This is a genomic window from Acidimicrobiia bacterium, from assembly GCA_041676705.1.
Classification (GTDB): Bacteria; Actinomycetota; Acidimicrobiia; order Acidimicrobiales; family SKKL01; genus Actinomarinicola.
The window spans coordinates 128244-151234 of the sequence record JBAYRL010000005.1 but is presented as its reverse complement, the minus strand read 5'-3'; the positions used below and the strand labels follow the sequence as shown (position 1 = coordinate 151234).

Sequence of the window (22991 nt, the reverse complement as noted above, 5' to 3'; positions counted from 1 at the left end):
CTCCACAATGAAGAGCTTAGCCTGCCTTGCATTATATCCATAGAGTGTGACTATCCTAATTAAATGGATAATCCTGATATGCACGGGTGTAGTCGATCTGCGCCCCACACCATCCAAGCGATGGCACCATTGCACAGCTGGGGCGTGGCTTCATGAGTCGCATTGTTGGATGGCTGACAGAGCAGTCATATAAGCGTGCCGGTCTTGTGGTCCTGGTTGTTCTTATCCTCGCCGGTTCTGGCACAATTTCGGCCAAACAAATCAACCAAGAGCTGCTACCGGACATCAACCTGCCATTGGTGGTCGTAGTTGTCGAAGCCCCCGATATGCAGCCTGGGGAAATTGTACGCAGTGCCATCGCGCCGCTTGAGGCCGTTACGGCTGAACTTGACGGTCTGAACACCTCACAATCGACCACCACTAGTGGCTTAGGCGTGGTGCTGTTGATGTTTGACTTCGGAATTGACCTGAAGGAAACCAACGCCGCCGTTAATGAAGCCTTACGCGGCGTTCCGTTACCACCTTCGGTACAGACGAACACCCTGATGCTTGACCCAGCCACCTTGCCGGTGGTTATGGCCACCCTGGAGGGTGATTTAAGCGACCACGAGCTACTGACCTTGGCCAACAACGTTGTCGCGCCAAAGCTCAATCGAATCGACGGAGTCGGCAGTGTCGAAATCGTGGGCGGTGCCTTGCAACAAATCAGCATCTCACTCGATCGCGAGGCCCTAATTTCTCACGGATTGAGCTACGAAGAGGTGGCGAACGTACTGCGGGCCAACAACGTTGTACTTCCCGCTGGTGGTGTAGTCAGCAGCAGCGGATTCACACCGGTTGATGCAGTTATGACGTTTTCATCAAGCGATGCCCTAGCGGCCGCTGCAGTTCCACTTCCTGGGGGTGGAACCCTAAGCTTGGGCGACGTTGCCTCAATCGACGTTATTGAGAGCACGCCAACCGGGGTAAACCGTTCAAATGGCAAACCTGCCGTGGGGCTACAAGTAGCAAAGAACAAATCGGGTAATACCGTGGCGGTCGCACATGATGTGCTCGACGTTTTTGATGAGTTGGCCGACTCTCTACCGGCCGGTGTGAATATCAACATCACACAGAACCAAGCCGATTTCATCGAAGAGTCCGTGTTCGACATGGTGTTGAAAGGCGTTATCGGTGGGGTGCTTGCAGTCCTGATTGTGCTGGCTTTCTTGCGGAGCGGACGCAGCACCATTGTGACCGCGGTTTCTATCCCATTTTCGATCTTGACCGCCATTGTGGCCCTTCACCTGACTGGGAACACCTTAAACCTCATGACGCTAGGCGGTTTAACGATCGCCATCGGTCGAGTTATCGATGATTCGATTGTGGTGCTCGAGAGTATCTACCGGCATATGGCTGCCGGTGAAGAAACCCACACCGCGGTAACCCGAGGGGCAAGAGAAGTCACGTTAGCCATCGTGGGAGCAACCGCCACCACAGCCGCTGTTTTCTTACCGCTTGGTTTGGTCGGTGGCATCATCGGAGAGCTGTTCTTGCCCTTTGCCCTGGCCGTGGTGTTCGCCTTGTTGGCATCGCTCTTGGCAGCAGTAACGGTGTTACCCGCTTTGGTGCGTCTCTTGATGTCCAAAGGCGTGAAGATTCACGAGAATCCCGATGATTCCCGACATGGCCGTCTGGCCCGGATGTACCAGCCGATCCTTGAATGGTCACTACGCCGCCGTGGGGCAACACTCGGAATTTCTGGTGTCTTGTTAGTTGGGAGTTTGGCGCTTGTACCTACCCTCCCACTTGTTTTCCTACCCGATACTGGTGAGAACACGGTCGTAATTAGCGTGCCTGCCTTACCTGGAGAATCACGCGATGTTGTGCTTGAGCGAGCTATTTCCGTGGAAGGATTACTGGCCGACTACAACGTGGAAACCTACGAAACGGTAATTACGGGAAGCTCGGGGGGCCTCGGTGCTTTGAGCGCAATTCTGGGTGGCCAAGATCCAAACTCCGCCACTATCACGGCAACTTTTGCTAACTCGAACCCCAAAGGGCGCGTAGCAGAAGACCTACGGAAGCGGCTGCCAGAGGAAGTTGAGGGTGGCGAGAACATCACGATCTCAACGGAAACTACCGGCTTTTCAACTAGCAGCGTTGACATCACGATCAGTGCTGAAACCCCTGAAGCAGCAACAGTTTTGCCGGAAACGGCTGCTGCCATTGAAGCTGCCATTGCTGAAATTGATGAGCTGGTTAACATCCACAGCGATATTTCCGGTGCCGTTCCAGCAATTGAGCTTCAAATCGACCAGCAACGCGCCGCTGACGCTGGCTTTACCGCCGAGCAAATTGCGGGTGCCGTCGCGCAGCTGAGCATTGGTGAACAGGTAACGGTGATACCCACTGAGAACGGCGCTCTTCCGGTACAGCTAAGAGTAGTCACCTCCCAACCGGTCACCGCTAACGAGCTGGCCTCATTGCCACTTAACAACGAAGTTACCCTCGGTGATGTAGCGACACCGACCGAGGTCGCTCGACAAATGGTGCTCACCCGGGTAGACGGTCACGAAGCAGCCTCGGTCGGAGCCGAGATCGTTGCCGATGATGTGTCCGCTATCACGATCAAGGTGAATGAGGCCGTTGACGCCGTTCAGTTACCCGATGGAATCAAGGTTTACCAAGGCGGTGTGGCTAGCGACTTAGATGAAGGTTTCACCAATATGTTGCTAGCAATTGGAGCCTCAATCATCTTGGTTTATGGCATTATGGCGGCTTTGTTCCGAAGCTGGCTTGACCCATTCGTGATCCTCTTCACGCTGCCCTTGGCCGTGATCGGTGCCATCTCAGCTTTGTGGGTCACCGGATCCTCGTTGAGCATTAACGCCATGCTGGGCTTGTTGATGTTGGTTGGCATTGTGGTGACCAACGCCATTGTGATGTTGGAATACATCATCATGCTGCGTACCGAACGCGGCTATAGCGTGCACAACGCACTTGTCGAAGGTGCAATGACTCGCCTGCGTCCGGTTCTAATGACGGCTCTGGCCACCATGTTGGCCCTCATCCCGCTGGCCTTTGGCTTTGGCGGCAGCGGATTAATTTCTGAAGAGCTTGGTCGGGTGGTGATTGGTGGTTTGTTCAGCTCCACTTTCCTAACTCTCTTAGTGGTGCCGGTGGTGTATTCGCTAATGGACGGCCTAAAGCGCCGCTTCACCAAGCGAGTTCGCGTCATAGAGGAAACCACGTAGGGCAGTAGCTGCGGCCGTGGTGGGCCCTAACACGTGAACACGTGAATCAGGACCCACTCGGTCTCGGCTTGGGTTATTAGCGGTTGACGCTAGTCGGGTCCCCGGTGCCACGGCGTCACCGTTGGCGCCGATGCACAGCGAGCACCCTGGTGCCCGCCATTCGGCACCGGCAGCCAGGAAAATTTCGGGCAATCCTTCAGCTTCCGCTTGGCGCGCCACTGGCTGAGAACCAGGCACTACCAAGGTGGGAACTACCACTGAGCCTTGTTGCAGAACCTTAGCGGCGGCCCGTAGATCTTCAATACGACCGTTAGTGCATGAACCGATAAACACCTGGTCAATAGCAATCGAGTTGATCGGTTGACCCGGCTCAAGACCTTGGAGGAAAAGGGCTTCCCGATCAGCTTTGCGGCGTGTTTCGTTGGTGGGATGAGGGTCGGGCACCACACCATTGATGGCGCAGCTTTGCCAGGCTCGCGTGCCCCAGCTGACTTGGGGTGAAATTCCCGAGGCCAATAGAGCCCATTCGGCAGAAACAGGAGCGCCAGCATCGCTCACTAGCGCCCGCCATTGCTTCAGCGAACGCTCCCACTCATGACCCTTGGGGGCGAAGAGCCGCGATTCTAAATAGTCAAACGTTTTTTGGTCGGGGGCCACCAACGCACTCAGCGCACCGGTTTCCACCATCATGTTGCACAAGGTCATGCGGCCTTCGATGGACAATCCACGCACCGCTGAACCACCAAGTTCAAGCACCACATCACGGTTTGTTAACGGGCCGAGCTGGCCTAAGAGCCACAAAGCCAAATCTTTGGCATCGACTGGCTCCCGCAACGCGCCTTGAACGGCCAACCGTACAACTTTGGGCCTAATACCAATGATTGATCGCCGCGAAACCACGGCTGTTAAATCTTGTGGCGCTAGCACCAAGCCGAGCGCGCCAAAAGCGCCGTGGGTCGACATGTGATTGTCCGAACCCACCACCAGGGCCCCAGGCCAGGTCATGCCTTGTTCCGGACCGACCACATTCAGTACCCCGCCACGGTCATCACCAGGACCAAAAATCGGTACGTCGAGCTGGGCCGAATAATCTTCAAGTCTCTCAAAGGTCGCCACATCCTGGGCCGACAGCGGTGCCCATCGAGGCTCACTCTCGGAATCAGATTTGCCTACCCGACGCGTTGAAATTTGTTGATCGGCGCAGGCAACAATGCCGTGGCGGGAATGAATCTGCACCCCTTGTTCCCCCAGGCGTGCGATTAGACCAAGTTCATGTTCGTGCAGGTACACATGGTCGACCCTGGCTTCGCTGGCCGGAGCGGCTTGGGTTTGGCTGCCAATCTTGCTAGGTGGCGTCGCAACGGGAAGATTTACCAAATGTGAATCCCAAATTTTGTCCACCATGGTTCTAGGGGACACCCCAACGGCCTTCGACTCGGGCGCAACCGGTTTCTGTTCACCGTTGGAGAAGAAGGAATACATTGGTCTTGACTTTATCGTCGAGGCCGGTTCTCACCACCTGGAATCACCTGCATGCCACGTCAGCTTCAACTTGTGCATCTAGGGTTGAACGATGCTTGAACTTGAAGGCCTAAACCGACACTTCGGTGAACTACAAGCATTAGACAACTTGTCTTTTAGTGCCCAACCTGGTCGTTTACTCGGGTTTTTGGGTCCTAATGGAGCCGGTAAGACCACTGCTATGCGCTCGATTTTTGGTTTAATCTCACTCGACTCGGGCCGGGTGCAGTGGCGTGGGAAACCCGTTGACGCCACCGCGCGTTCTTCATTTGGTTATATGCCCGAACAGCGCGGCCTTTACCCCAAAATGAAGTGTAACGATCAGCTAATTTATTTTGGTCGGACCCACGGGCTAACCAAAGCCGAGGCCACATTGGCCGCCAGCACTTGGCTCGAAACCTTTGGTCTAACCGATCGCGCTAATGACACTCTCGAAACACTTTCTCATGGGAACCAGCAGCGCGTACAGTTAGCAGCGGCTCTGGTGCATTCACCCGATCTCTTAGTGCTTGACGAGCCTTTCTCAGGCCTTGACCCCCTTGGCGTGGCGGACATGGAAGAAGTGCTGCGAACCGAAGCTGCACGGGGACGCACCATTATCTTTTCTAGCCATCAACTCGATTTGGTGGAAGCGCTTTGCGATGACATCGTGATTATCCACCGTGGGGCCAAAGCACTCGCTGGGACTCTGGCCGAGCTTCGAGCGACCAGCCAAGTTCGGCGCCTCACCGCACGGTTCACTGATCCCCAAACCGAGTGGGACTTGAGCTTTGCGAACCCTACGAAATTGAAACGCCGTGCTGACGAAACCACAGCCCTGGTGTCTAGTGCTGTGGAGGTTGGACGTTTGCTCACCGATGCCCAAGCAGCTGGTGAAGTCAGTTCGTTTAGCTGGGAGCCACCGTCACTAGCTGAGATTTTTGTAGAGGCTGTTAACGGCGAAGTCGACGTTTCGGAGGTTGGCGGATGAAGAACGTGTGGCTAGTAGCAGAACGCGAAATTCGTCAACGAGGTGGCTCTCGCAGCTTCCAAGTTTCCTCCGTAATCACAATCGTAATCGTCTTAGCGATAATCATTGTGCCCGCCATTTTTTCTGGCGACGACGAACCGCCGACCTGGTCTTTGCTGGTGGTTGGCAATACACCCGAAGCTTTTGAAGAATTGGCAGGCCAAACTGCCACCAGCCAAGAAGCCAACCTAGTGATTACACACTTGTCGGCAACCGACACGGCCAACTTTGACCCGGAAACCGATGTCGCCGATCAGCTGGAAGACCACGACGCGGTTCTTGTTAACCCCGCCAGTATTTACACTAAGGAATCCACTCCCGACGCATTGGTCTTAACGGTTCAGATTGGTTTTAGCCAAGCACAATTGGTGGCGGGTTTAACCGATGCTGGATTGACGGCAACCCAAATCGGCGAAGCCCTCCAGTCTGAACCGCTCGATGTGGTTGGGGAGGATGAGTCCGATCAGGAAACAGTGCAATCTGCGGCGGCCCTAATCGGAGTAATCGCACTTTTTATTGCCATCAACAGCTACGGGGCCTGGGTGCTTTCTGGTGTGCTCGAAGAAAAATCTTCGAGAGTGGTGGAGGTTGTCTTGGCGGCGGTTCCGGCTCGCTCATTACTGGCTGGCAAAGTCATTGGCATTGGCTTGTTGGGCCTCGCTCAGCTCACCACCACTGCCATTTTAGGTTTGGGCGCGGCCATGATCTTTTCTTCGGTCTCAGTGCCGTGGGATCTATTACCGGCCATGTTGTCGGTCTTAGGCTGGTTCATTTTGGGGTTCGGTTTCTATGCCGTAGCGTTTGCGGCCGCCGGGTCGCTCGTTAGCCGCCAAGAAGATGCGCAGAGCGCCGTTACTCCACTAACCGTCACACTCTTAGCTGGCTATTTTGTGTCGCTTGGAGTTGTCGGTCCCAATCCCAGCAGTTTGGCTGCCCGGATTGTGTCGTACATACCCTTCACGGCACCAATGGTGATGCCAGCCAGAATTGCCCAAGGAGCAGCCTCACCTGTAGATATCGTGGGTTCAGTACTCGTCACTTTGTTGGGTGCCTGGTTCTTGATCCGTATCGCGGCACGAATCTATGAACGTTCAATCCTACGGTTGGGAGCGCCTATTAGGATTTGGACCGCATTACGAGAACTCCGCAATTGAACCACTAGTGTCGTTTAGTCTAACTATTAGGTCAGTGCTGGTCATGAACGTACGTCACAACAAATGAGCGACACATCCCAAGGCCCTGGATGGTGGCAAGCCTCCAACGGTCGCTGGTACCCACCGCAAGCAAAACCAGGCCGAGAACACCGGCCCAACGCTGCTCCGCAGTCACGCGAGACACGTCCAGCGCGAGAAACGCGTCGTAATGCCGCCGGGCCCAGAGGTTCTAAACCTGGAGTTCAAGAACCATTCGTATTCCGGAAAATGGAACCGCTCGACCTCGACCGGGAGGAAGAAAAGTCGAGGCGACCGCGCCGCGGTCTCAACCTAGACCGACCCAACTCTCGTCCCGTAAAACAGTGGCTGGGCATTGGGGCCTTAACCTTGGTAAGTGTTCTGGTGGTCTTCGTCGGGGTTTCTAGGCTTCTAAGCAATTCCGACGATAACGGTGAATCAGAGGCCAACGTTACAAATTCATCAAATGACGCTCTGCGCAACGACGAAGATTCAGGCCAGAACCAAGCCGCGCTTACCACCGAAGGAACCGAGGTCTTAGATTCTAAAGCAGGTAATTCTGACGAACTCGAAGATTCGGTTACATCGGTCTTTGACCTAGCCACCGGTGACTGTTTCAGCCCGGCTGTAGAAGCCGAAGAAGAGCCGATCATACTGGCCTTGGTCCATATTTTTGATTGTGAAGATGCTCATCTGGCAGAGGTAATCAAGACCACGGCTCTTTCCGGTGAAAAGGGAAGTACCTACCCTGGAAACGCGGCTCGAGACGCTGAATCACAACGCATTTGCCAAGACGCCTTTGAAGATTACGTGGGTCACACCTTGGCGCGCTCCGAACTCGGCCTGTTGTGGCTCGGCCCCACAGAAGCGACCTGGGCCGAACAAGACGATCGTGCCTTAACCTGCGCCGTTCAGGCTTTAGATGGCTTTCCTCTTATCGGTTCGGTGAAAGACTCACAGCGTTAGAAGCTTAGAGCGATAGCTTGGCACCGCGAATGCTCTAAGCCGGGCCTTCTAACAAACGCAAGGCCATAGCTACGTGCAAAGCCACACCGGACGCCATGGCATCTTCGTTCATCATCATCACGTTGGAATGACACGCCGGAGCATTGCGCGGGTCGGGAATCTCAGGTGGGCAAACACCCAAGAAAGCCATCGCACCTGGCACCTCTTGCAGAACGTAGCTCCAGTCTTCAGCCCCCATGGTCGGTGCTGGAGCTTCAACGGCGCGTCCTCCTTCTGGCAGAACCTTAGGTGCAATCTCGAGTACCAAGGCCGCTGTAGCCGGATGAGTAGTCGTAACCGGATAACCGCTCTTGATGTTGACCTCGGCCTCAAGCCCGTGAGCGGCAGCAACGTTGAGCGCCGTTCGAGTGACAGCTTCTTTAACCTTGGTTCGAGTATGTTCCGAAACCGTGCGGATGGTACCGCCCAAAAAGACTGACTCGGGAATCACGTTGGGAGCATCACTGGCTCGGAGCTGGGTCAGCGTAACCACGGCCGGATTAAAAATGTCTATTTGGCGTGTCACAGTGGCTTGAATAGCCATTACTATTTCGGCCGTTGTTGTGACTGGATCAGCTGCCAAATGAGGTGTTGAAGCATGACCGCCACGGCCCCGAACCGTGATGGCGATGGTATCTTCTGAAGCCAGCAAGGCACCGGGACGGGTTGCCACCCAGCCGCTCGGCAGGTTCGGCGTTACATGAATCGCAAAAGCGGCATCAACATCTTTGGTAACACCTTCCTCAATCATGAGCGGCGCCCCACCGTAGCCTTCTTCGCCAGGCTGGAACATGAAGCGAACGCTGCCCGACCAGTCATCACGACGAGCCGCTAAGAGGTGAACCGCACCTACCAGCATCGAAACATGGCCGTCATGCCCACAGGCATGCATGGCATTTGGAACCTGGCTTGAAAACGGTAGGCCAGTGTCTTCTGGCATTTCCAAAGCGTCCATGTCGCCGCGCAACAGAACTCGACGCCCAGGGCCACTGCCTTCTAACTCGACCACCACTGATGACAACTGGCGTCCGGTGGCGATAGTCACAGGAAGACCCTCAAGCGCTTCAATAATGGCGGCCTGGGTGAAAGGCAAATCTAGGCCCAGCTCGGGATGTTGGTGAAGTTTGCGCCGAAGCTTAACTACCTCCGGTAAGAACGCTTCGGCGTCTTCAAGAATTGAGCGGTCAATGAGAGCCATTTGGCCAGCCTAACCTAAGGCCCCGTCACGTTGGATCGGATTATCGGGAAAGACTGGCCGGCCCTTACGAACCAATCGTTTCACGCAGAAGTTCGGCCGCCGCACTAATAGCTTCGGCCCCAGCGGGAATTACCGGGCCCAGCTGAAACATGGTGTGGATCGTGGTTGGATAATGTAAATGCTCGGTTTCAACGCCAGCATCGCTCAGCTTTTTGGCATAAGCCGTGCCCTCATCACGCAGCGGGTCGAATCCGGCGGTGATTACCAAAGCCCTTGGTAGCTCGGCGTGGTTGGTGGCCAACATAGGCGACACCCGCCAATCGTTACGTTGTTGTTCATCGGTTAAATACTGTTCACCAAACCAAACCATCGAATCGAGGGTCAACAAATAACCTTCCGCATTCTCGGTTAGTGACGGATACTTCTCGATATTTTGCGCCGTCATATCGACCGCTGGGTAAACCAGTAGCTGGGCTTTGATCTTGGGACCGCCAGCGTCGCGGGCCATTAGCGCCAATACTGCGCTTAGGTTTCCGCCTGCGCTGTCACCACCAACCGCTATTCGATTTGGGTCTCCACCTAGTTCACCGGCGTGGCTGCCCAACCATTCAAGCACCGACCAACAATCGTCGACCGCCGCCGGGAAGGGGTTTTCTGGTGCCAAGCGATAATCTACCGACACCACCATGACCCCGGCCTCATCGCAAAGACTACGACAGGTGTGGTCGTGGGTATCTAGATCACCAATGACCCAGCCACCGCCGTGAATGTACATAAGCACGCCGAATGGGCCTTGGCCTTCGGGGGTATAAACTCGCACAGGAATTTCACCAGCTGGCCCAGGCACGCTGCGGTTAGTCACCAGAACATCGGCACCCTCGGGCAGCATTAGCGATAGACCACGGTACGCCTCGCGTGAGGTCTGTGGTGTGCGCTCCGCCGGATCAACTTCGGCCGAGTTCACAACAGCAAGAATCTGGGCGGTTGCTTCATCTGGTTGCATGGTTAGGTAATCCCCCTCTAGAGCTTTGTGTGCAATTTAGTCATACTTGGCCTGGTATGACGTTTCGCAGCGGCATTTCTGTACCGGCAGTGGAACCCGGTAGGTTTGAAGTGTGGCTAACACCAGCACGCAGGAAACCAACGATCTTAACGATGACTCGGCCGAGGCAAGGCGTAGCGCCCTCAGTCGAGAAGAAATAGTTAATACGGCTTTAGAGCTCGTATCGGCCGAAGGTCTCGCAGCGGTAACCATGCGACGATTGGCGGATCGTATTGGGGTGACCCCAATGGCGCTATATCACCATGTGCCTAATAAAAGTGACCTGTTAGATTTAGTGGTCAATCAGGTGGGGCGCCATTTGCAGATTGCGCGTGATGGTCGACCTTGGACGGAACAGATTCGTAGCTACGCTCTGGAATGGCGAGACGAACTTCACCGATTCCCAGGCGTGGCGGGTTATTTGATGCATCAAAATGCGCCGCCAACTCTGTCGTGGCGAATCATTGACGATGCCACCAGTGTAATGATTGAAGCCGGGCTGGATGAACGCCAAGCAGCCCGTGCCTTTGCTGGACTAGTGAACTTCGTGTTGGCGCGATGCGACCAGGAAGAACGCATGGGGCTGCTCGACACGCATTCTTCCAATGCTTGGAACGTGGAAGAGCTGACCGAAGACATGAAGGCCGAGATGCCAGAGCTGCATCACCATGTCGATGTGGGTCGAGTTGCCATGTATGTGGGTGAACTTTCGGCCGATGAGCATTTCACTTATATGCTCGATTGCATTTTGGTCGGCATCGACGCCGACCGCCGTTAAATAGCCCGAGCTGAAACCCGCAACAGTTCAATAAAGGTGCCCCGTTCTCCACTGGCATAGTGGAGAGAAACCTCGTCGTTATAACGCCGGAGCGCACCTTTTGTAGCATTCAGGCGATCTTCGCTGTGAACACCAAAAATCACCTCGCTGCGACGCTGACCAACTCCCAGCAGAATGCCAGCTGGCATTGATGAATTAGGCAACTGCGCTACCAGCTCACCAAGGTGTTGTGGAGCTTCAAGGGGCAAGGGCATTTTGAAAAAAGATGGCTCTTCAGGTTTGCTTAGCCAGTTTGATATTTGCTCGGTGTCGAATTCACGCTCTAGTGGTCGCCACCAATGCCATTGCCAAGCATCTAGCGGTCCGCGGCGGCGAAGCCCGGCCGACTTCAGGGCCCTAAGCAGGGCTCGAGACGGCGTGGGCACCGCACCAGCTTCAATGGCCGCCAGACGTAAATCCTCGTGCACATCGTAATGGTCACCTTGAAAGGCCCGATATGGCATCCCAATTTGATGCGCCAGGTGATGGAGTTCGTCGTAGCTCTCGTCCGAAACGAGGTGGGCCCACCGCAGTCCACGCCAAGGCCAAATCGCTTCGTCAACCAGCACTGTCATATCTCTATCTATACCGTGTGCACACAAGAAGCCACACCGCCGCCGTAACACTGGAGCTGTTACCCAAGTCACATCGGCTAGGGTGAAAGTCCATTAAGGGCACGCCTATGAACCGGAAGGGCCACTATGGCGACGTATGACCTAGTAATTAGAAACGGCTTGGTAATTGATGGCACCGGCGCAAAAGAACGTGGCGCCGACGTTGCTGTCAAAGACGGTGTGATCGCAGACGTCGGTAAAATTACCGGGACCGGCACCCAAGAAATTAATGCCGATGGGGCCATCGTGGCACCGGGTTTTGTGGACATTCATGCTCACTACGATGGCCAGGCCACCTGGTCATCACGGCTCGATCCTTCTTCGGATCACGGTGTGACGACGGTGGTTATGGGTAACTGTGGGGTAGGTTTCGCTCCCGTCCATGACTCCGACCACGACCGCCTTATCGACCTGATGGAAGGCGTGGAAGATATTCCGGGTGTGGCACTGCAGGAAGGTTTGAAATGGGATTGGAACTCGATGCCCGAGTTTCTGGATGCCCTGGAGAGAATTCCGCATGACATTGACTTTGCGGCTCAGGTGCCGCATGGGGCGCTTCGCCTGCACGTGATGGGCGAGCGCGGTGCGGCGAGGGAAGCGGCCACCGCAGACGACATTCGCGAAATGGCACGCCTAGCCGCCGAAGGCATCATGGCCGGGGCTTTAGGCTTCTCCACCTCAAGAACGCTCAACCATAAAAGCGCCAGTGGCGATCTCACCCCAACTTTGACCGCAGGCGAAGACGAACTAGTGGGCATAGCCAGAGCCATTGGACAGACTGGCCGCGGCGTTCTACAACTGGTGAGCGACTTTCCTCGTGAACCCGACGAGTTTCCAATGTTGCGCGCCATGGTCGAAGCCAGTGGTCGACCCTTGTCTATGACGGTTGTTCAGGCACCTAATGACCCCGAACGATTCCGTGAAACACTGGCGTTCATCAGTGAGTCAAATGATCTTGGTTTGCCCATGCGTGCCCAAGTTGCACCCCGACCGGTGGGTTTGGTTTTGGGCTTGGACAACACGCTGCATCCGTTCTTAACCAACCCCATATTCATGGAGCGCGCCGCTGGTAAATCAGCTGCCCAGGTGGCGGAACTCATGAAATCGGAAGAGTTCCGCAGCGCGGTGTTGGCTCACGAAGACGTTGAGGCCGCCAAGGCCCGTATCGGTGGGCAGTTGATAGGTCGTTTTGAGCGGATGTACGAACTAGGCGACCCACCCAACTACGAACCCGGCCCTAACCACTCAATTGGGGCGCGGGCCAAAGCAGCTGGTGTTGACCCCGCCGCTTACGCCTACGATTTGTTGGCAGCCGGTAGGGGCAAAGCCATGTTCTACGTAACGTTTCTGAACTATGCCTGGGGCAACCTAGATGCAGTTCGTGAAATGTTGGCACACCCACACGCTGTACCAGGCTTGGGTGACGGTGGTGCCCATGTTGGCACCATTTGCGACGGTAGTTTCCCTACCACTCTGCTTAGTTGGTGGGGCCGTGACCGGCCGGAGGGTCGATTCGAGCTGCCGTACCTGATTCAAAGGCAATGTCGTGATACCGCGGCCACCGTGGGCTTGTTAGACCGAGGGGTTCTCGCCCCGGGATACCGAGCCGACATTAATATCATTGATTTTGAAAACCTGGGCGTGCGCCGCCCCCGTGTGGTGCATGATCTACCCGCTGGGGGTCGGCGGATGTTACAGCGCTCGACAGGCTACCTACACACGTTTCTCAAAGGTGTGGAAACTTTCCACAATGGTGAACACACCGGCGCCCTACCGGGTGAATTGGTGCGCGGTGCCCAAAGCGCTCCTGCCTAAGCGACCGCTCTTGCCCAAGCGGCTTGGGGCGAGCTTATAATGCCAAAAACATGTGAGGCCCCTGGTGGGTAGGGGCCTCACACCGCCAAGCGGCCAAATGGCCTGCTTTGGCGCGCCGGTGGCGGGTCCGGCGTCTTAGTAGATCGTACTACGATACGCGTCTAATCCGTACAAATTCTTTTCGCCATATAATTTGTAGCTGTATCTTACATCAAGCTTTCAACTTGGGCGACTTTTTCGGCCCTACGACTTTTTAGCCGCTTAGCTGCTCGTTCAACTTTCGAGATGTACTTGATTGCTTTGGCGCGCGCTTCTTCACCAGTCGCATCCAACCCGGTCAAGTTTTCGATATCCCAATGACGCAGCACCACCGGCACCAAAATCTGTTCATAATGCTGAACTAAATCGTAGATTTCGGCTTGCGCAATGGCCTTTGAATGCTCGGAAAAGTTAGGAATGCCCGTACCTGGCATGGCAAAGCCGGACACCTCATCGGCAATGGCTGCCATCATGCCATTAGGGTCAACTTCTAGTGCCGCTTTGGCCATGTCGCGATAAAACAGAAAATGGTGATTTTCATCGCTAGCTACTCGAGCCATTACTTCGTATCCAGCTCGATCGTCGATCATTTTTCCGGTGTTGCGATGCGCAATTCGGGTGGCTAATTCTTGTAGAGACAGATACGCAAAGCCGTGTTTCGCGGTAGGCGGCTCGGGCACTTGGCCACTTTGCACTTGCGCCATACGACCTTCTTCGAGCCACACCGGGTCAATGGATCGCGTTACGGTCAGGTAGTCACGGATCACCATGGCGTGACGTCCTTCTTCGGCTGTCCAGCGTCGGGTCCATTCCGCCCACGCCCCATCGCCATATCCATACATACGGTGAATGTCACGGAAGTAATAGGGCAGGTTGTCTTCGGTCAGCAAGTTCACGTACATGGCTGCACGCACCGGTGCTGGCACCATGGCTTCTTCAGGGTGCCATTCATAATCAGCCTCAAAATCACGCCCGCGACTCCACGGCACCAAGGTGTGGGGATACCACGGCTTAGATGCGGTGATGTGGCGCTCAAGATTGGCTTCGGCCACATGAGCGAGTTCGGCCAAGAGGGCTGAATCTTCCATTTAGCTAGCCTACCTACCGGTAGGTAGGGAAGAAAAGTCATCAAGCAAAAAGTTTTAGGTGGTGCTCGCAATTTCCGGTGTGCCAACCGTGTCGATCAGAAACGCGAACACCAGCGCTTCGTCTCGCCAGGCATCATAACGACCTGATGGGCCTTGGTGACCCGCCCCCATCTCGGTTTTCAACAAGATTCGGCCGCTACCCTGGTTGTGTTCACGCAGCTTGGCCACCCACTTTGCTGGTTCCCAATAAGAAACCCGAGGGTCATTAAGCCCCGCCGTTACTAAAACTGCTGGCAGACGAGAATCCACCACATTCTCATACGGCGAATAGCTCTTCATATATTCATACACCTCCGCATCCGCCAATGGGTTGCCCCACTCCTCCCATTCGGTGACCGTTAGAGGTAACGACGGATCCAAAATGGTGTTTAACGCATCCACAAATGGAACTTCTGCCACAACCGCACCAAAAAGCTCTGGGGCCAGATTCAAAACGGCACCCATTAACAGCCCACCAGCTGACCCTCCTCTAATGGCGAGATGCGCGGGGTCGGTCATGCCCAGGTTGATCAAGTGCTTTGCACAAGCCACAAAATCGGTGAAGGTGTTGCGCTTGTTTAGTTCTTTACCTTCCAAATACCAGCGACGACCCATTTCACCGCCGCCGCGAATATGGGCAATAGCAAAGACGAAACCCCGGTCTAATAAGCTCAGCCGAGCCGAAGAAAAGCTGGGGTCGATGGGTATTTCATACGAGCCGTAGCCATAGAGCAGAACCGGCCCAGCCTCGCTCAAGTCGCGATCGGCGCGAGCTACCACCGATATTGGTATTTCGGTGCCATCATCAGCCAACGCCCACAACCGTTGCGTCACGTAGTCAGCGGCGTTGTAATTACCCAAAACTGGCTGTTGTTTACGCAATTCTCGTTGGCCGCTACCCAAGTCGACATCGAAAATGGATGAAGGCGTGACCAACGACGTGTAGCCGTAACGCAACACGGAAGTGTCGTATTCGGCGTTGCCACCAGCATAAACAGTGCTCACTTGTTCTGGTTGTTCAAGGTAGTAATCGGCACCGTTATCTAAACCAAGCACCCGAAGTGCCGACAGGCCGTCACGTCGTTCATGCAGAACCAGGTGATGAGAGAAAGGCTCTAGCGCCGTGAGCTTCACCTCAGGATCGTGTGGAATAAGTTCGCTCCAAAAACGTCGTCCGGGTTCATCATCCGGTGTCGTCATGAGCTTGAAGTTTTCGGCACCGTCGGCATTGGTCAAAATGAGGAACCGATCGCCTTGATGTTCCACCGAATACTCAACACCGGCCTCGCGAGGCTGAACCACCTCGAATGAAGCCGTGGGATCGTCAGCAGGCAGAATCCAGACTTCATCGGTGGTCTTAGATCCGAGGTGCATCACTAAATAGCAATCATCTTTAGACCGCTCTATAGACAAGAAAAAATGCTCGTCTTCTTCGGTGTAGACACATTCGTCAACATCGCTTCCGGTGCCTATGCGGTGACGCCAAAGTTGATAGGGCCGTTCGGCCTCGTCAGCTTTCACATAGAAGAGGTAATCAGCCGCGTCCGACCAGGCAACTCCGTAGGTGACCTCAGGAATAACGTCATCCAAATCGACACCGGTTGCCAAATCACGCACCCGTAGCGTGTAGCGCTCCGATCCATCATGGTCAGTGGCATAAGCCAAGAAGCGATGATCGATACTCAGCTCGAAGGCCCCCAACGCGAAGTATTCCGAATCTCCCGCTAGTAGGTTTTCATCTAGCAGTATCTCTTCATCAAGCGCTCGTACCCCAGCTTCTATCTTGGGAGGCACATCGGAGATTCGCAGCATGCCGCCTTCGGCTGGGACCCGGCAGTGGAGTCGATATTGTTCACCTTCGGTGGTTCGGCCGAAGTACCACCAGGGCCCAAAACGCAGTGGTACCGAAAGGTCGGTTTCTAAAACTCGACCTTTTATCTCCTGAAAGAGCTTGTTTTGCAGCTCGACCGTGTGAGCCATCATGTCGGCGGTGTATGAGTTTTCGGCCTGCAGATGCTCAATTACTTCGCTATTTGCTTTATCGCGCAGCCAGGCGTAATCGTCAATAAATTTATCGCCATGAAACAGGCGTTCACTGGGTAGTTTTTTGGGCCTCGGGGGAACGTGCATGTTGCTCACGCTCAAACGCTAATCGACCCCGCTAGCGTCGTGTACTTTATGCAGCCTTAATGACCGTTCGTCGTCACTCAGGTACCACTCGTCGACCAAATCGGCCATAAACATGGCATACCGTTCTTTGGATTCCGCAGTCATATGAGTGGCGAAATCGGCGGCCAATCGAATCTGAATTTTGTGATGTGTCACCACAAATCGAATCTCGACCCGGCCCGCGTCTGTGTTCTTCTTGGCTTCTACCGCGGGCCATGGTTCGTCTTGGCCGAGCAGCAGAATAAGTGTCTCATCGACAGCCAAGCGCAAATCTTGAACTTCGCGGTAGGAAAACCCTAAACGTAGGGCCAAGGTTGCCGTAGCAATGCGTGCAATCCGCCCGTATTCGTGATGCGCGGGAATGGCCAAACGAACTTCATCGCTGGTGTCCGACGGCACGCTCATGTTTCCTAGCGTAGAGTCAAACCTATCGCTACAACGACTTTAAGGGGGCACAACCAATGAGCTGGCAAGATGAGGTGGGGCCGGTCGCTTCTGACCGAAGCATATTGCCTTCCTACACTGAGCTTCCGGTAGTCGATGGTGCGCCCCAAGGCTCATCGTGGGGAATGTGGGGTGAAGGCGACCGGTTCGGCTGTCTGAACCTGCTAACCCCCGAGCGCGCCACGGCCGCGGCCGAGCTCATAAAGCTGGGCAGAGTTTTCGCCCTTAACGCCGATATGGCCACGCCCGATCCGCCGCTTTTTAATCGTCAACCCTTTACCCACGAGGTGACTGGTGGTGATGATGGCCCGAGCCACGATGACGTGCTGCACGGGTGGAATACGCAGGGCTCGTCGCAGTGGGATGGCTTTCGCCATATCCGCCATCCACTCCATGGCTGGTACAGCGGTGCCGCGGAAGGCTTTCACGGTATAGACGCATGGGCGGAACGAGGCTTGGCTGGACGTGCCATTCTGGCCGATGTCGCCCTATGGCGTGACGCTCAGGGCCGCCCAATTGATCACACCAAAGCTGACCCCATTACCGCCGAAGAGGTGTTGGCCACACTAGAGAGCCAAGGCACCCAGCCGCAGGTAGGTGATGTTTTATTAATCCGTACCGGTTGGTTGGGGTGGTACCGCCAACTTAGCCAAGACGAGCGCCAAGCTATGGGCCCATCTCATACCAACCCGGGGCTTCACCCCGACGAAAGCACCGCTCAGATGCTGTGGGATCTGCACGTGGCGGCGGTGGCAGCCGACAACCCTTCACTTGAGGTGTGGCCTCCGGGTGCCCTACATAGTGCCGATGAAATTGCTGCCATTCGCGGCCGACCAGGTGCCAGCGTGGAGCTGTTCATTCACCAGCGGATTCTGCCGCTTCTGGGCATTCCCATTGGTGAACTTTTCGAGCTGGATGCACTAGCAGATGATTGCGCGGCTACCGGCACCTATGAGGGGTTCTTCACCTCGGCACCGTTGAACCTTCGCCAAGGCGTGGCCAGCCCACCCAATGCGTTGGTCATTCGTTAAACGCTCGATCTCACGTTTTAACGGCGTTTCATTCGACGGTGTTGAGGTGCTCTTTTCAGGCGCTCTCGCCGATTTGGTTATCGCTACTTATCTGATGGTGCTCTAGCGACCACTGTGGCCGAAACCACCGGCACCGCGTTCAGTTTCTTCGACAAAACTAGCCACCGGTAACCACCCAACTTCTTCAACTTTTTGTACTACTAGTTGGGCGATCCGGTCACCGCGGCTAACCACGAAATCATTGTGGGAGTCGGTGTTCAACAAGATCACTTTCAACTCACCTCGATAACCAGCATCGATAAGGCCGGGCGAGTTCATAAGCGTGACACCGTGATTCAGCGCTAAGCCACTCCGAGGCAGCACAAAACCGGCGTGACCAGGTGGTATAGCCACGGCCATGCCGGTGGCGACCAGTAATCGGCCACCACCACGATCCACCACTCCATCTTCACTAGCGACCAGGTCAAGACCAGCATCTCCGCCGCGGGCATAGGCGGGCAGTGCAAGCTTGGGGTCGAGACGCACAATTGGCACGTGAAGCATGTATGTACCCTAGACCGCTAGAGCGCGACGCCAAGAACGCCTAGCATCGCAACAATGCTGGTTTGGATGGATCTTGAGATGACTGGGCTTGACCCAGAACGCCACGTAATTGTTGAGATTGCCACCCTCATCACCAACGATGAACTAGAGATAATTGCCGAAGGACCAGAGTTAGTTCTTCACGCCTCACCAGATGAGCTGGCCGAAATGGACCCTTTCGTGGTGAACATGCACACCAGAAGTGGTCTCATCCCTCGGATTGAATCGTCGGAAGTGACCCTGGCCGATGCCACTTCCCAAACGCTGGCCTTCTTGCAAGAACATATTCCGGAGGCTCGTACCGTGCCGCTCTGTGGCAATTCGATTGGCACCGATCGGCGTTTCCTCTATAAGTACATGCCCGAAGTAGAGGAGTTCTTGCATTATCGATCGGTGGATGTTTCCACCATTAAAGAACTGGCCCGACGTTGGAACCCATCGATCTTTAAAAAGGCACCCAGCAAAGAAACGGCGCATCGAGCGCTGGATGACATTAAAGAAAGCATCAACGAGCTCCGGTTTTATCGGCATTACATGTTTGTGTCACCGGAACTGCCACCACCGCCATCACCGGGCGCAAATTCATAAGAATTGACCTAAGCTCGTTTTAATGCGGGGAAATTCAGCCGAACACGGCCACCAGCACGATCACAGCCACGGGGCCACAACCCAAGGCGTTGTCCGTGAAGAGCGCCAGCCACCACAAGATGAGGCCGTAGAAGTCAGCCCTGGTGTAATTCGAGTTCAGCTGCCCATCTCTATCCCCGGGCTAGGACATGTGAACTGCTATGCCATGCCCGACAAAGAGGGCATCACACTAGTTGATCCGGGTCTACCCGGCCCCAAATCTTGGCGAGAGCTCACCAAACGCCTCAAAGCCGCTGACCTACCAGTGAAGCGGGTGCATACCGTGGTGATTACCCACTCTCATCCTGATCATTTTGGCCAAGCCGGGCGGCTCCACCAGGACTACGGAGCACGAGTTGTGACCCATCGTAACTTTCGTACGTATTTCGACCGCGACGAAGAAATCGATGAGATCACGACCGACGATATTGGTGCTGCCACCACCAAGGCTGTGGTGAACCCGATCAATGACAACGAGACCAACACCACCCACAAGAGCAACGATCCCTGGCCCGGCCAGTTGCCCTGGGGCAGCAGCCAGGGGCACCAAGATTCTCCCGATTACGTTCCGGCTAAAGAGCGTTTGCGCTACCGGCTTTTACGCTTTGTGGGCGGCCGAATGGGTGCAGTTCCAAGACCCACCCACCGTATCGATGATGAACAAAGCATTGAGCTAGGCGGACGGCGCTGGGTGGGAGTGTTCACCCCGGGGCACACCAATGACCACCTGTGTTTGCTAGACCCAGAAACTGGCACCTTTATTTCCGGTGATCATGTATTGCCAACCATCACTCCACACATTTCTGGTCTGGGTAGTGTGGTCGATCCGCTGAGCGACTTTTTTCGTTCGCTCGAAGCCGTGGGAGAGCTAGAAGGGGTCAACAAAGTTCTGCCCGCACACGGTCTAGAGTTCGCCAACCTAGCAGAGCGTGCCCAAGCCGTGATTGACCACCACCAAGAACGTCTCGGGCTATTGCGCGAAGCTTCTGGAGAGTTCGGTTGGGCCACCGTTTCTCAATATTCCACCAAGCTGTTCAAACCTCGATCCTGGGGTCGTCTGGCTGATAGTGAAACCTACGCTCATCTCGAACATCTGCGCGTCACGGGACGCGCCGAAGTACGTGACACTGGCACTGAATTGCAGTATTTGGTGTCTGAGTAATTGAACGCAGGCTAAAGCGGCGCGATTAGCGCACTCACCAGCGGCTCATCGGCTTCTGGGGTCACCAACCAGAGTTGTAGGCCGCCGTTTATATCGTGCTTCACGGCATATTCGACCTGGGCACCACGCTCGATCGGCAACCGATACTCGGCTTCGGCTCGATAAGGAACAGCAAAACCACCGACCGTAGAACGTTCCTCTTCTACTACCGCCCAAGCCAGCGCGTTGTTCATATGCCCCAAGACGTCGAAGTCACAAAAACGTAACGGCCACGCAACCGTTTTATCGGCAGCGTCATCACGCCCGGGGTGACTAAGGCGTGCTCGTACCACTCGACCATTGGCCGCCTCGTCGTAGATTTCGTGAAATTGAGACGGCAGCTTCTTGGGTCTGCCTGTTTCAGAATCGAGGTGCACCCATAACGTCGAGGCCTCGATATGCGCACCATTTTCGCCTTGAATCGACACCCGGCGTTCCGCCCAACGGCTACCGGTGCCGCCACAAAAAGTGGTAAGCCTCAAGGACTCTCGTAACATTGCTTCCCGGTGCACGTTTATCACGGTCTTACGCACCACCCACGACATGTCATCACGCAACCCCGCGTCGACCGTGTCGTCGTTTGAAACGTCCTGAACATACCGAGCCACTGCATCGAGCCTTAACCGGCCCTTCGGCGAAACATCACCTAGCCGCACCATTCGCTTCGCGCTAAACGTTCTACCCCGCGAAGGAATTGGGACCATGTCTATCTCACTATCCATCTCACCGTTAGAGGTTGGCAGTTTCCCGATCGGTGAACTCATAGCTGCGACGATACCTAACCGTGTTACCCATGTTGCATTTAACCCACTAACCTTAAGAGATATGGAGGTCGATGGTGCCTAGCTCTAACCGCACCCTTTGGGGCATGCAGGTTCGCCATTTGCTAACCGGTTTAGCCGTGGCTGTAATTGCCGCTGTGGCAGCTGGCCTTCTCACCTTTGTCACCTTGGCGGACAACGACACGGCCGCCAATAAAGCTGACGACGTTGTAAACCTCTCCGACCCAGCGCTAGACGATAACGCCGACGTTGAGGGTCGGCCCGTCGCGCTGCCTTATGAAACTTTTGATGGGGCCGAGGCCAACACTGCGGAATTTCTGGGAACTCCCCTAGTTATTAACTTTTTTGCCGAATGGTGTGCCCCTTGTCTGGCCGAGATGCCAGCCTTTGAATCGGTCTATCAAGAGCTGGATGGCGAGGTCGAGTTCTTAGGAGTTAGTCACCTAGAGTCGGCTGAACAAGGTCAAAAAGTAATTGACGCCACCGGGGTCACGTATTTGTTGGGCCGTGATCCATCGGGCACGATGATGGCCGACCTTGATGGCTTTGGTTTGCCCACCACGGCCTTTGTTAGCCGTAGTGGAACGGTGGTTAAGGTCCATACCGGTCCCCTTGATGCCAAAACTTTGCGCTCCATGATCGACGAGCTGATCTTGTGAGGGCTAGGCAGCCATGAACAGCACGCAGCTGGCGTACGCGTTCACCTTGGGCATGGTTTCAACCGTGAACCCTTGTGGCTTCGCTATGCTGCCCGCCTATCTTTCCTACTTCCTTGGGCTTGAAGATGCCCCCGAGAAGACGAGCGCTGGGGTGCTACGAGCCTTGGCCGTTGGCTTGGCTGTTACGGCTGGATTTGTGGGTGTTTTTGGTGTGATCGGGTTGGCCATCACACAGCTCTCACTTTCCATCAACAACCACCTGGCTTGGGTAACTCTTGCTATTGGGGTGGGCTTGGTGGCCCTCGGTATTGCAATGTTGTTGGGCTTTGAACTTTCGGTGCGCTTGCCCATGGTGCAAATGGGTACTGGTAGTCGAGAGCTTTCATCGATGTTTCTATTCGGTATCTCGTATGCCATCGCGTCGCTCTCATGCACTTTGCCACTGTTCTTGCCTGTGATGGCGAACGCATTTGAAGCCAACAACCTTGCCACGGGGGTAACTACTTTCGTGGTCTATGCGGCAGGCATGGGCCTAATCCTTTCGGCGGTGACCATGGCATTGGCACTGGCTAAAGGTGGACTGGTCAAACGTCTTCGGTCGCTACAGGCCTACGTCAATAAGATCTCTGGGGTCTTGCTAGTTATTGCAGGTCTCTACCTCACCTATTACGGCTATTGGGAAGTGCGGGTACTTGCTGATCCGTTGAATCCGCCGCCAAGTGGGCCGGTCGACTTCGTTACCAATCTAAGCGCCAACTTCAAAGAACTTATTACCAATGTTGGTGGTCTACGCTTGGCCATTGTTCTAGGTGCCGTGGTGGCCATCGCCTTGGTCATCACTATTGGCACTAAATCGCCTAGCACCCCGGAAAAGACAAACACCGAAGCTTAGGTGCGCCAT

21 protein-coding genes are annotated in these 22991 nt (G+C 55.1%); 12 read left to right on the top strand and 9 right to left on the bottom strand.

What is annotated here, in order from left to right:
• Positions 1 to 152 precede the first annotated feature (152 nt).
• Complete coding sequence (locus tag WC184_09475; GenBank protein ID MFA7478107.1) at positions 153 to 3236, top strand: efflux RND transporter permease subunit; 3084 nt, start codon at positions 153 to 155, stop codon at positions 3234 to 3236.
• Here the strand turns inward: WC184_09475 and WC184_09470 are convergent.
• Positions 3186 to 4718: an aconitase family protein gene (locus WC184_09470; protein ID MFA7478106.1), complete on the bottom strand. Its 1533-nt coding sequence runs from the start codon at positions 4716 to 4718 to the stop codon at positions 3186 to 3188. The two genes, WC184_09475 and WC184_09470, sit on opposite strands and share 51 nt — an antisense overlap.
• Positions 4719 to 4809: 91 nt before the next feature.
• Between WC184_09470 and WC184_09465 the strand changes: the two genes are divergently transcribed.
• The 3 genes from WC184_09465 to WC184_09455 all read left to right on the top strand — a co-directional run bounded on the left by WC184_09465 (position 4810) and on the right by WC184_09455 (position 7904).
• Positions 4810 to 5727, top strand: coding sequence for an ATP-binding cassette domain-containing protein (locus tag WC184_09465; protein ID MFA7478105.1), 918 nt, complete (start codon positions 4810 to 4812; stop codon positions 5725 to 5727).
• Positions 5724 to 6920, top strand: coding sequence for an ABC transporter permease (locus WC184_09460; protein ID MFA7478104.1), 1197 nt, complete (start codon positions 5724 to 5726; stop codon positions 6918 to 6920). Before WC184_09465 ends, WC184_09460 begins: the two co-directional genes overlap by 4 nt.
• A 63-nt stretch (positions 6921 to 6983) precedes the next feature.
• Complete coding sequence (locus tag WC184_09455; protein MFA7478103.1) at positions 6984 to 7904, top strand: septum formation family protein; 921 nt, start codon at positions 6984 to 6986, stop codon at positions 7902 to 7904.
• Between the two features lie 34 nt (positions 7905 to 7938).
• Here the strand turns inward: WC184_09455 and WC184_09450 are convergent, their stop codons facing one another.
• The gene (locus WC184_09450; GenBank protein MFA7478102.1) at positions 7939 to 9141 is read right to left on the bottom strand and encodes a M20 family metallopeptidase; all 1203 of its coding nucleotides are present in this window, start codon (positions 9139 to 9141) and stop codon (positions 7939 to 7941) included.
• 64 nt (positions 9142 to 9205) lie between these two features.
• A complete protein-coding gene (locus WC184_09445; GenBank protein ID MFA7478101.1) occupies positions 9206 to 10144 on the bottom strand; it encodes an alpha/beta hydrolase in 939 nt (312 codons plus the stop codon).
• A 112-nt stretch (positions 10145 to 10256) separates the two neighbouring features.
• Here WC184_09445 and WC184_09440 point away from each other — a divergent pair, with 112 nt between their 5' ends.
• A complete protein-coding gene (locus WC184_09440) occupies positions 10257 to 10961 on the top strand; it encodes a TetR family transcriptional regulator (GenBank protein ID MFA7478100.1) in 705 nt (234 codons plus the stop codon).
• Here WC184_09440 and WC184_09435 read toward each other — a convergent pair.
• Positions 10958 to 11575 (bottom strand): DUF4031 domain-containing protein, encoded by a 618-nt coding sequence (locus WC184_09435; protein MFA7478099.1) that lies wholly within the window; start codon positions 11573 to 11575, stop codon positions 10958 to 10960. The two genes, WC184_09440 and WC184_09435, sit on opposite strands and share 4 nt — an antisense overlap.
• A 126-nt stretch (positions 11576 to 11701) precedes the next feature.
• On the opposite strand from WC184_09435, the gene WC184_09430 reads away from it, so the two are divergent.
• Positions 11702 to 13429 carry an amidohydrolase family protein gene (locus WC184_09430; GenBank protein MFA7478098.1) on the top strand — a complete coding sequence of 576 codons (1728 nt, stop codon included), beginning with the start codon at positions 11702 to 11704 and terminating at the stop codon, positions 13427 to 13429.
• A gap of 206 nt (positions 13430 to 13635) precedes the next feature.
• Here the strand turns inward: WC184_09430 and WC184_09425 are convergent, their stop codons facing one another.
• From WC184_09425 to WC184_09415, 3 genes are read right to left on the bottom strand one after another with little or no spacing between them, the layout of a single operon-like run.
• On the bottom strand, positions 13636 to 14556 hold the full coding sequence (locus WC184_09425) for an acyl-ACP desaturase (GenBank protein MFA7478097.1): 921 nt from the start codon (positions 14554 to 14556) through the stop codon (positions 13636 to 13638).
• Positions 14557 to 14610: 54 nt separating this feature from the next.
• Positions 14611 to 16725, bottom strand: a complete 2115-nt coding sequence (locus tag WC184_09420) for a S9 family peptidase (protein MFA7478096.1) — start codon at positions 16723 to 16725, stop codon at positions 14611 to 14613.
• 18 nt (positions 16726 to 16743) lie between these two features.
• On the bottom strand, positions 16744 to 17169 hold the full coding sequence (locus tag WC184_09415) for a hypothetical protein (protein MFA7478095.1): 426 nt from the start codon (positions 17167 to 17169) through the stop codon (positions 16744 to 16746).
• Positions 17170 to 17225: 56 nt separating this feature from the next.
• Between WC184_09415 and WC184_09410 the strand changes: the two genes are divergently transcribed.
• Together WC184_09410 and WC184_09405 are read left to right on the top strand one after the other, a co-directional pair.
• Complete coding sequence (locus WC184_09410) at positions 17226 to 18239, top strand: cyclase family protein (GenBank protein ID MFA7478094.1); 1014 nt, start codon at positions 17226 to 17228, stop codon at positions 18237 to 18239.
• A complete protein-coding gene (locus tag WC184_09405) occupies positions 18220 to 18345 on the top strand; it encodes a hypothetical protein (GenBank protein MFA7478093.1) in 126 nt (41 codons plus the stop codon). The genes WC184_09410 and WC184_09405 overlap by 20 nt, the downstream gene beginning before the upstream one ends.
• On the opposite strand, the gene dut is transcribed toward WC184_09405, so the two are convergent.
• On the bottom strand, positions 18342 to 18782 hold the full coding sequence (gene dut, locus WC184_09400; protein MFA7478092.1) for a dUTP diphosphatase: 441 nt from the start codon (positions 18780 to 18782) through the stop codon (positions 18342 to 18344). The genes WC184_09405 and dut overlap by 4 nt on opposite strands.
• Positions 18783 to 18836: 54 nt before the next feature.
• Between dut and orn the strand changes: the two genes are divergently transcribed.
• Together orn and WC184_09390 are read left to right on the top strand one after the other, a co-directional pair.
• Complete coding sequence (gene orn, locus WC184_09395) at positions 18837 to 19409, top strand: oligoribonuclease (GenBank protein MFA7478091.1); 573 nt, start codon at positions 18837 to 18839, stop codon at positions 19407 to 19409.
• A 22-nt stretch (positions 19410 to 19431) separates the two neighbouring features.
• Entirely contained in the window at positions 19432 to 20610 is a 1179-nt protein-coding gene (locus WC184_09390; GenBank protein ID MFA7478090.1) for an MBL fold metallo-hydrolase, read from the top strand.
• Positions 20611 to 20621: 11 nt separating this feature from the next.
• Here the strand turns inward: WC184_09390 and WC184_09385 are convergent, their stop codons facing one another.
• On the bottom strand, positions 20622 to 21413 hold the full coding sequence (locus WC184_09385) for an acyl-ACP thioesterase domain-containing protein (GenBank protein MFA7478089.1): 792 nt from the start codon (positions 21411 to 21413) through the stop codon (positions 20622 to 20624).
• Positions 21414 to 21517: 104 nt separating this feature from the next.
• Here WC184_09385 and WC184_09380 point away from each other — a divergent pair, with 104 nt between their 5' ends.
• Both WC184_09380 and WC184_09375 read left to right on the top strand, forming a co-directional pair.
• Positions 21518 to 22090: a TlpA disulfide reductase family protein gene (locus WC184_09380; protein MFA7478088.1), complete on the top strand. Its 573-nt coding sequence runs from the start codon at positions 21518 to 21520 to the stop codon at positions 22088 to 22090.
• Positions 22091 to 22103: 13 nt separating this feature from the next.
• Positions 22104 to 22982 (top strand): cytochrome c biogenesis CcdA family protein, encoded by an 879-nt coding sequence (locus WC184_09375; GenBank protein MFA7478087.1) that lies wholly within the window; start codon positions 22104 to 22106, stop codon positions 22980 to 22982.
• Positions 22983 to 22991: the final 9 nt, after the last annotated feature.

What these genes read in the sequence shown, in the direction of transcription:
- WC184_09430 (MFA7478098.1), top strand. Translation starts at nt 11,702, where the DNA reads ATGGCGACGTATGACCTAGTAATTAGAAACGGCTTGGTAATTGATGGC.
- WC184_09420 (MFA7478096.1), bottom strand. Translation starts at nt 16,725, where the DNA reads ATGCACGTTCCCCCGAGGCCCAAAAAACTACCCAGTGAACGCCTGTTT.
- WC184_09455 (MFA7478103.1), top strand. Translation starts at nt 6,984, where the DNA reads ATGAGCGACACATCCCAAGGCCCTGGATGGTGGCAAGCCTCCAACGGT.
- WC184_09475 (MFA7478107.1), top strand. Translation starts at nt 153, where the DNA reads ATGAGTCGCATTGTTGGATGGCTGACAGAGCAGTCATATAAGCGTGCC.
- orn (MFA7478091.1), top strand. Translation starts at nt 18,837, where the DNA reads ATGCTGGTTTGGATGGATCTTGAGATGACTGGGCTTGACCCAGAACGC.
- WC184_09410 (MFA7478094.1), top strand. Translation starts at nt 17,226, where the DNA reads ATGAGCTGGCAAGATGAGGTGGGGCCGGTCGCTTCTGACCGAAGCATA.
- WC184_09435 (MFA7478099.1), bottom strand. Translation starts at nt 11,575, where the DNA reads ATGACAGTGCTGGTTGACGAAGCGATTTGGCCTTGGCGTGGACTGCGG.
- WC184_09405 (MFA7478093.1), top strand. Translation starts at nt 18,220, where the DNA reads ATGCGTTGGTCATTCGTTAAACGCTCGATCTCACGTTTTAACGGCGTT.
- WC184_09425 (MFA7478097.1), bottom strand. Translation starts at nt 14,556, where the DNA reads ATGGAAGATTCAGCCCTCTTGGCCGAACTCGCTCATGTGGCCGAAGCC.
- WC184_09415 (MFA7478095.1), bottom strand. Translation starts at nt 17,169, where the DNA reads ATGAGCGTGCCGTCGGACACCAGCGATGAAGTTCGTTTGGCCATTCCC.
- dut (MFA7478092.1), bottom strand. Translation starts at nt 18,782, where the DNA reads ATGCTTCACGTGCCAATTGTGCGTCTCGACCCCAAGCTTGCACTGCCC.
- WC184_09445 (MFA7478101.1), bottom strand. Translation starts at nt 10,144, where the DNA reads ATGCAACCAGATGAAGCAACCGCCCAGATTCTTGCTGTTGTGAACTCG.
- WC184_09380 (MFA7478088.1), top strand. Translation starts at nt 21,518, where the DNA reads ATGCAGGTTCGCCATTTGCTAACCGGTTTAGCCGTGGCTGTAATTGCC.
- WC184_09460 (MFA7478104.1), top strand. Translation starts at nt 5,724, where the DNA reads ATGAAGAACGTGTGGCTAGTAGCAGAACGCGAAATTCGTCAACGAGGT.
- WC184_09385 (MFA7478089.1), bottom strand. Translation starts at nt 21,413, where the DNA reads ATGAGTTCACCGATCGGGAAACTGCCAACCTCTAACGGTGAGATGGAT.
- WC184_09375 (MFA7478087.1), top strand. Translation starts at nt 22,104, where the DNA reads ATGAACAGCACGCAGCTGGCGTACGCGTTCACCTTGGGCATGGTTTCA.
- WC184_09465 (MFA7478105.1), top strand. Translation starts at nt 4,810, where the DNA reads ATGCTTGAACTTGAAGGCCTAAACCGACACTTCGGTGAACTACAAGCA.
- WC184_09450 (MFA7478102.1), bottom strand. Translation starts at nt 9,141, where the DNA reads ATGGCTCTCATTGACCGCTCAATTCTTGAAGACGCCGAAGCGTTCTTA.
- WC184_09390 (MFA7478090.1), top strand. Translation starts at nt 19,432, where the DNA reads ATGCGGGGAAATTCAGCCGAACACGGCCACCAGCACGATCACAGCCAC.
- WC184_09470 (MFA7478106.1), bottom strand. Translation starts at nt 4,718, where the DNA reads ATGTATTCCTTCTTCTCCAACGGTGAACAGAAACCGGTTGCGCCCGAG.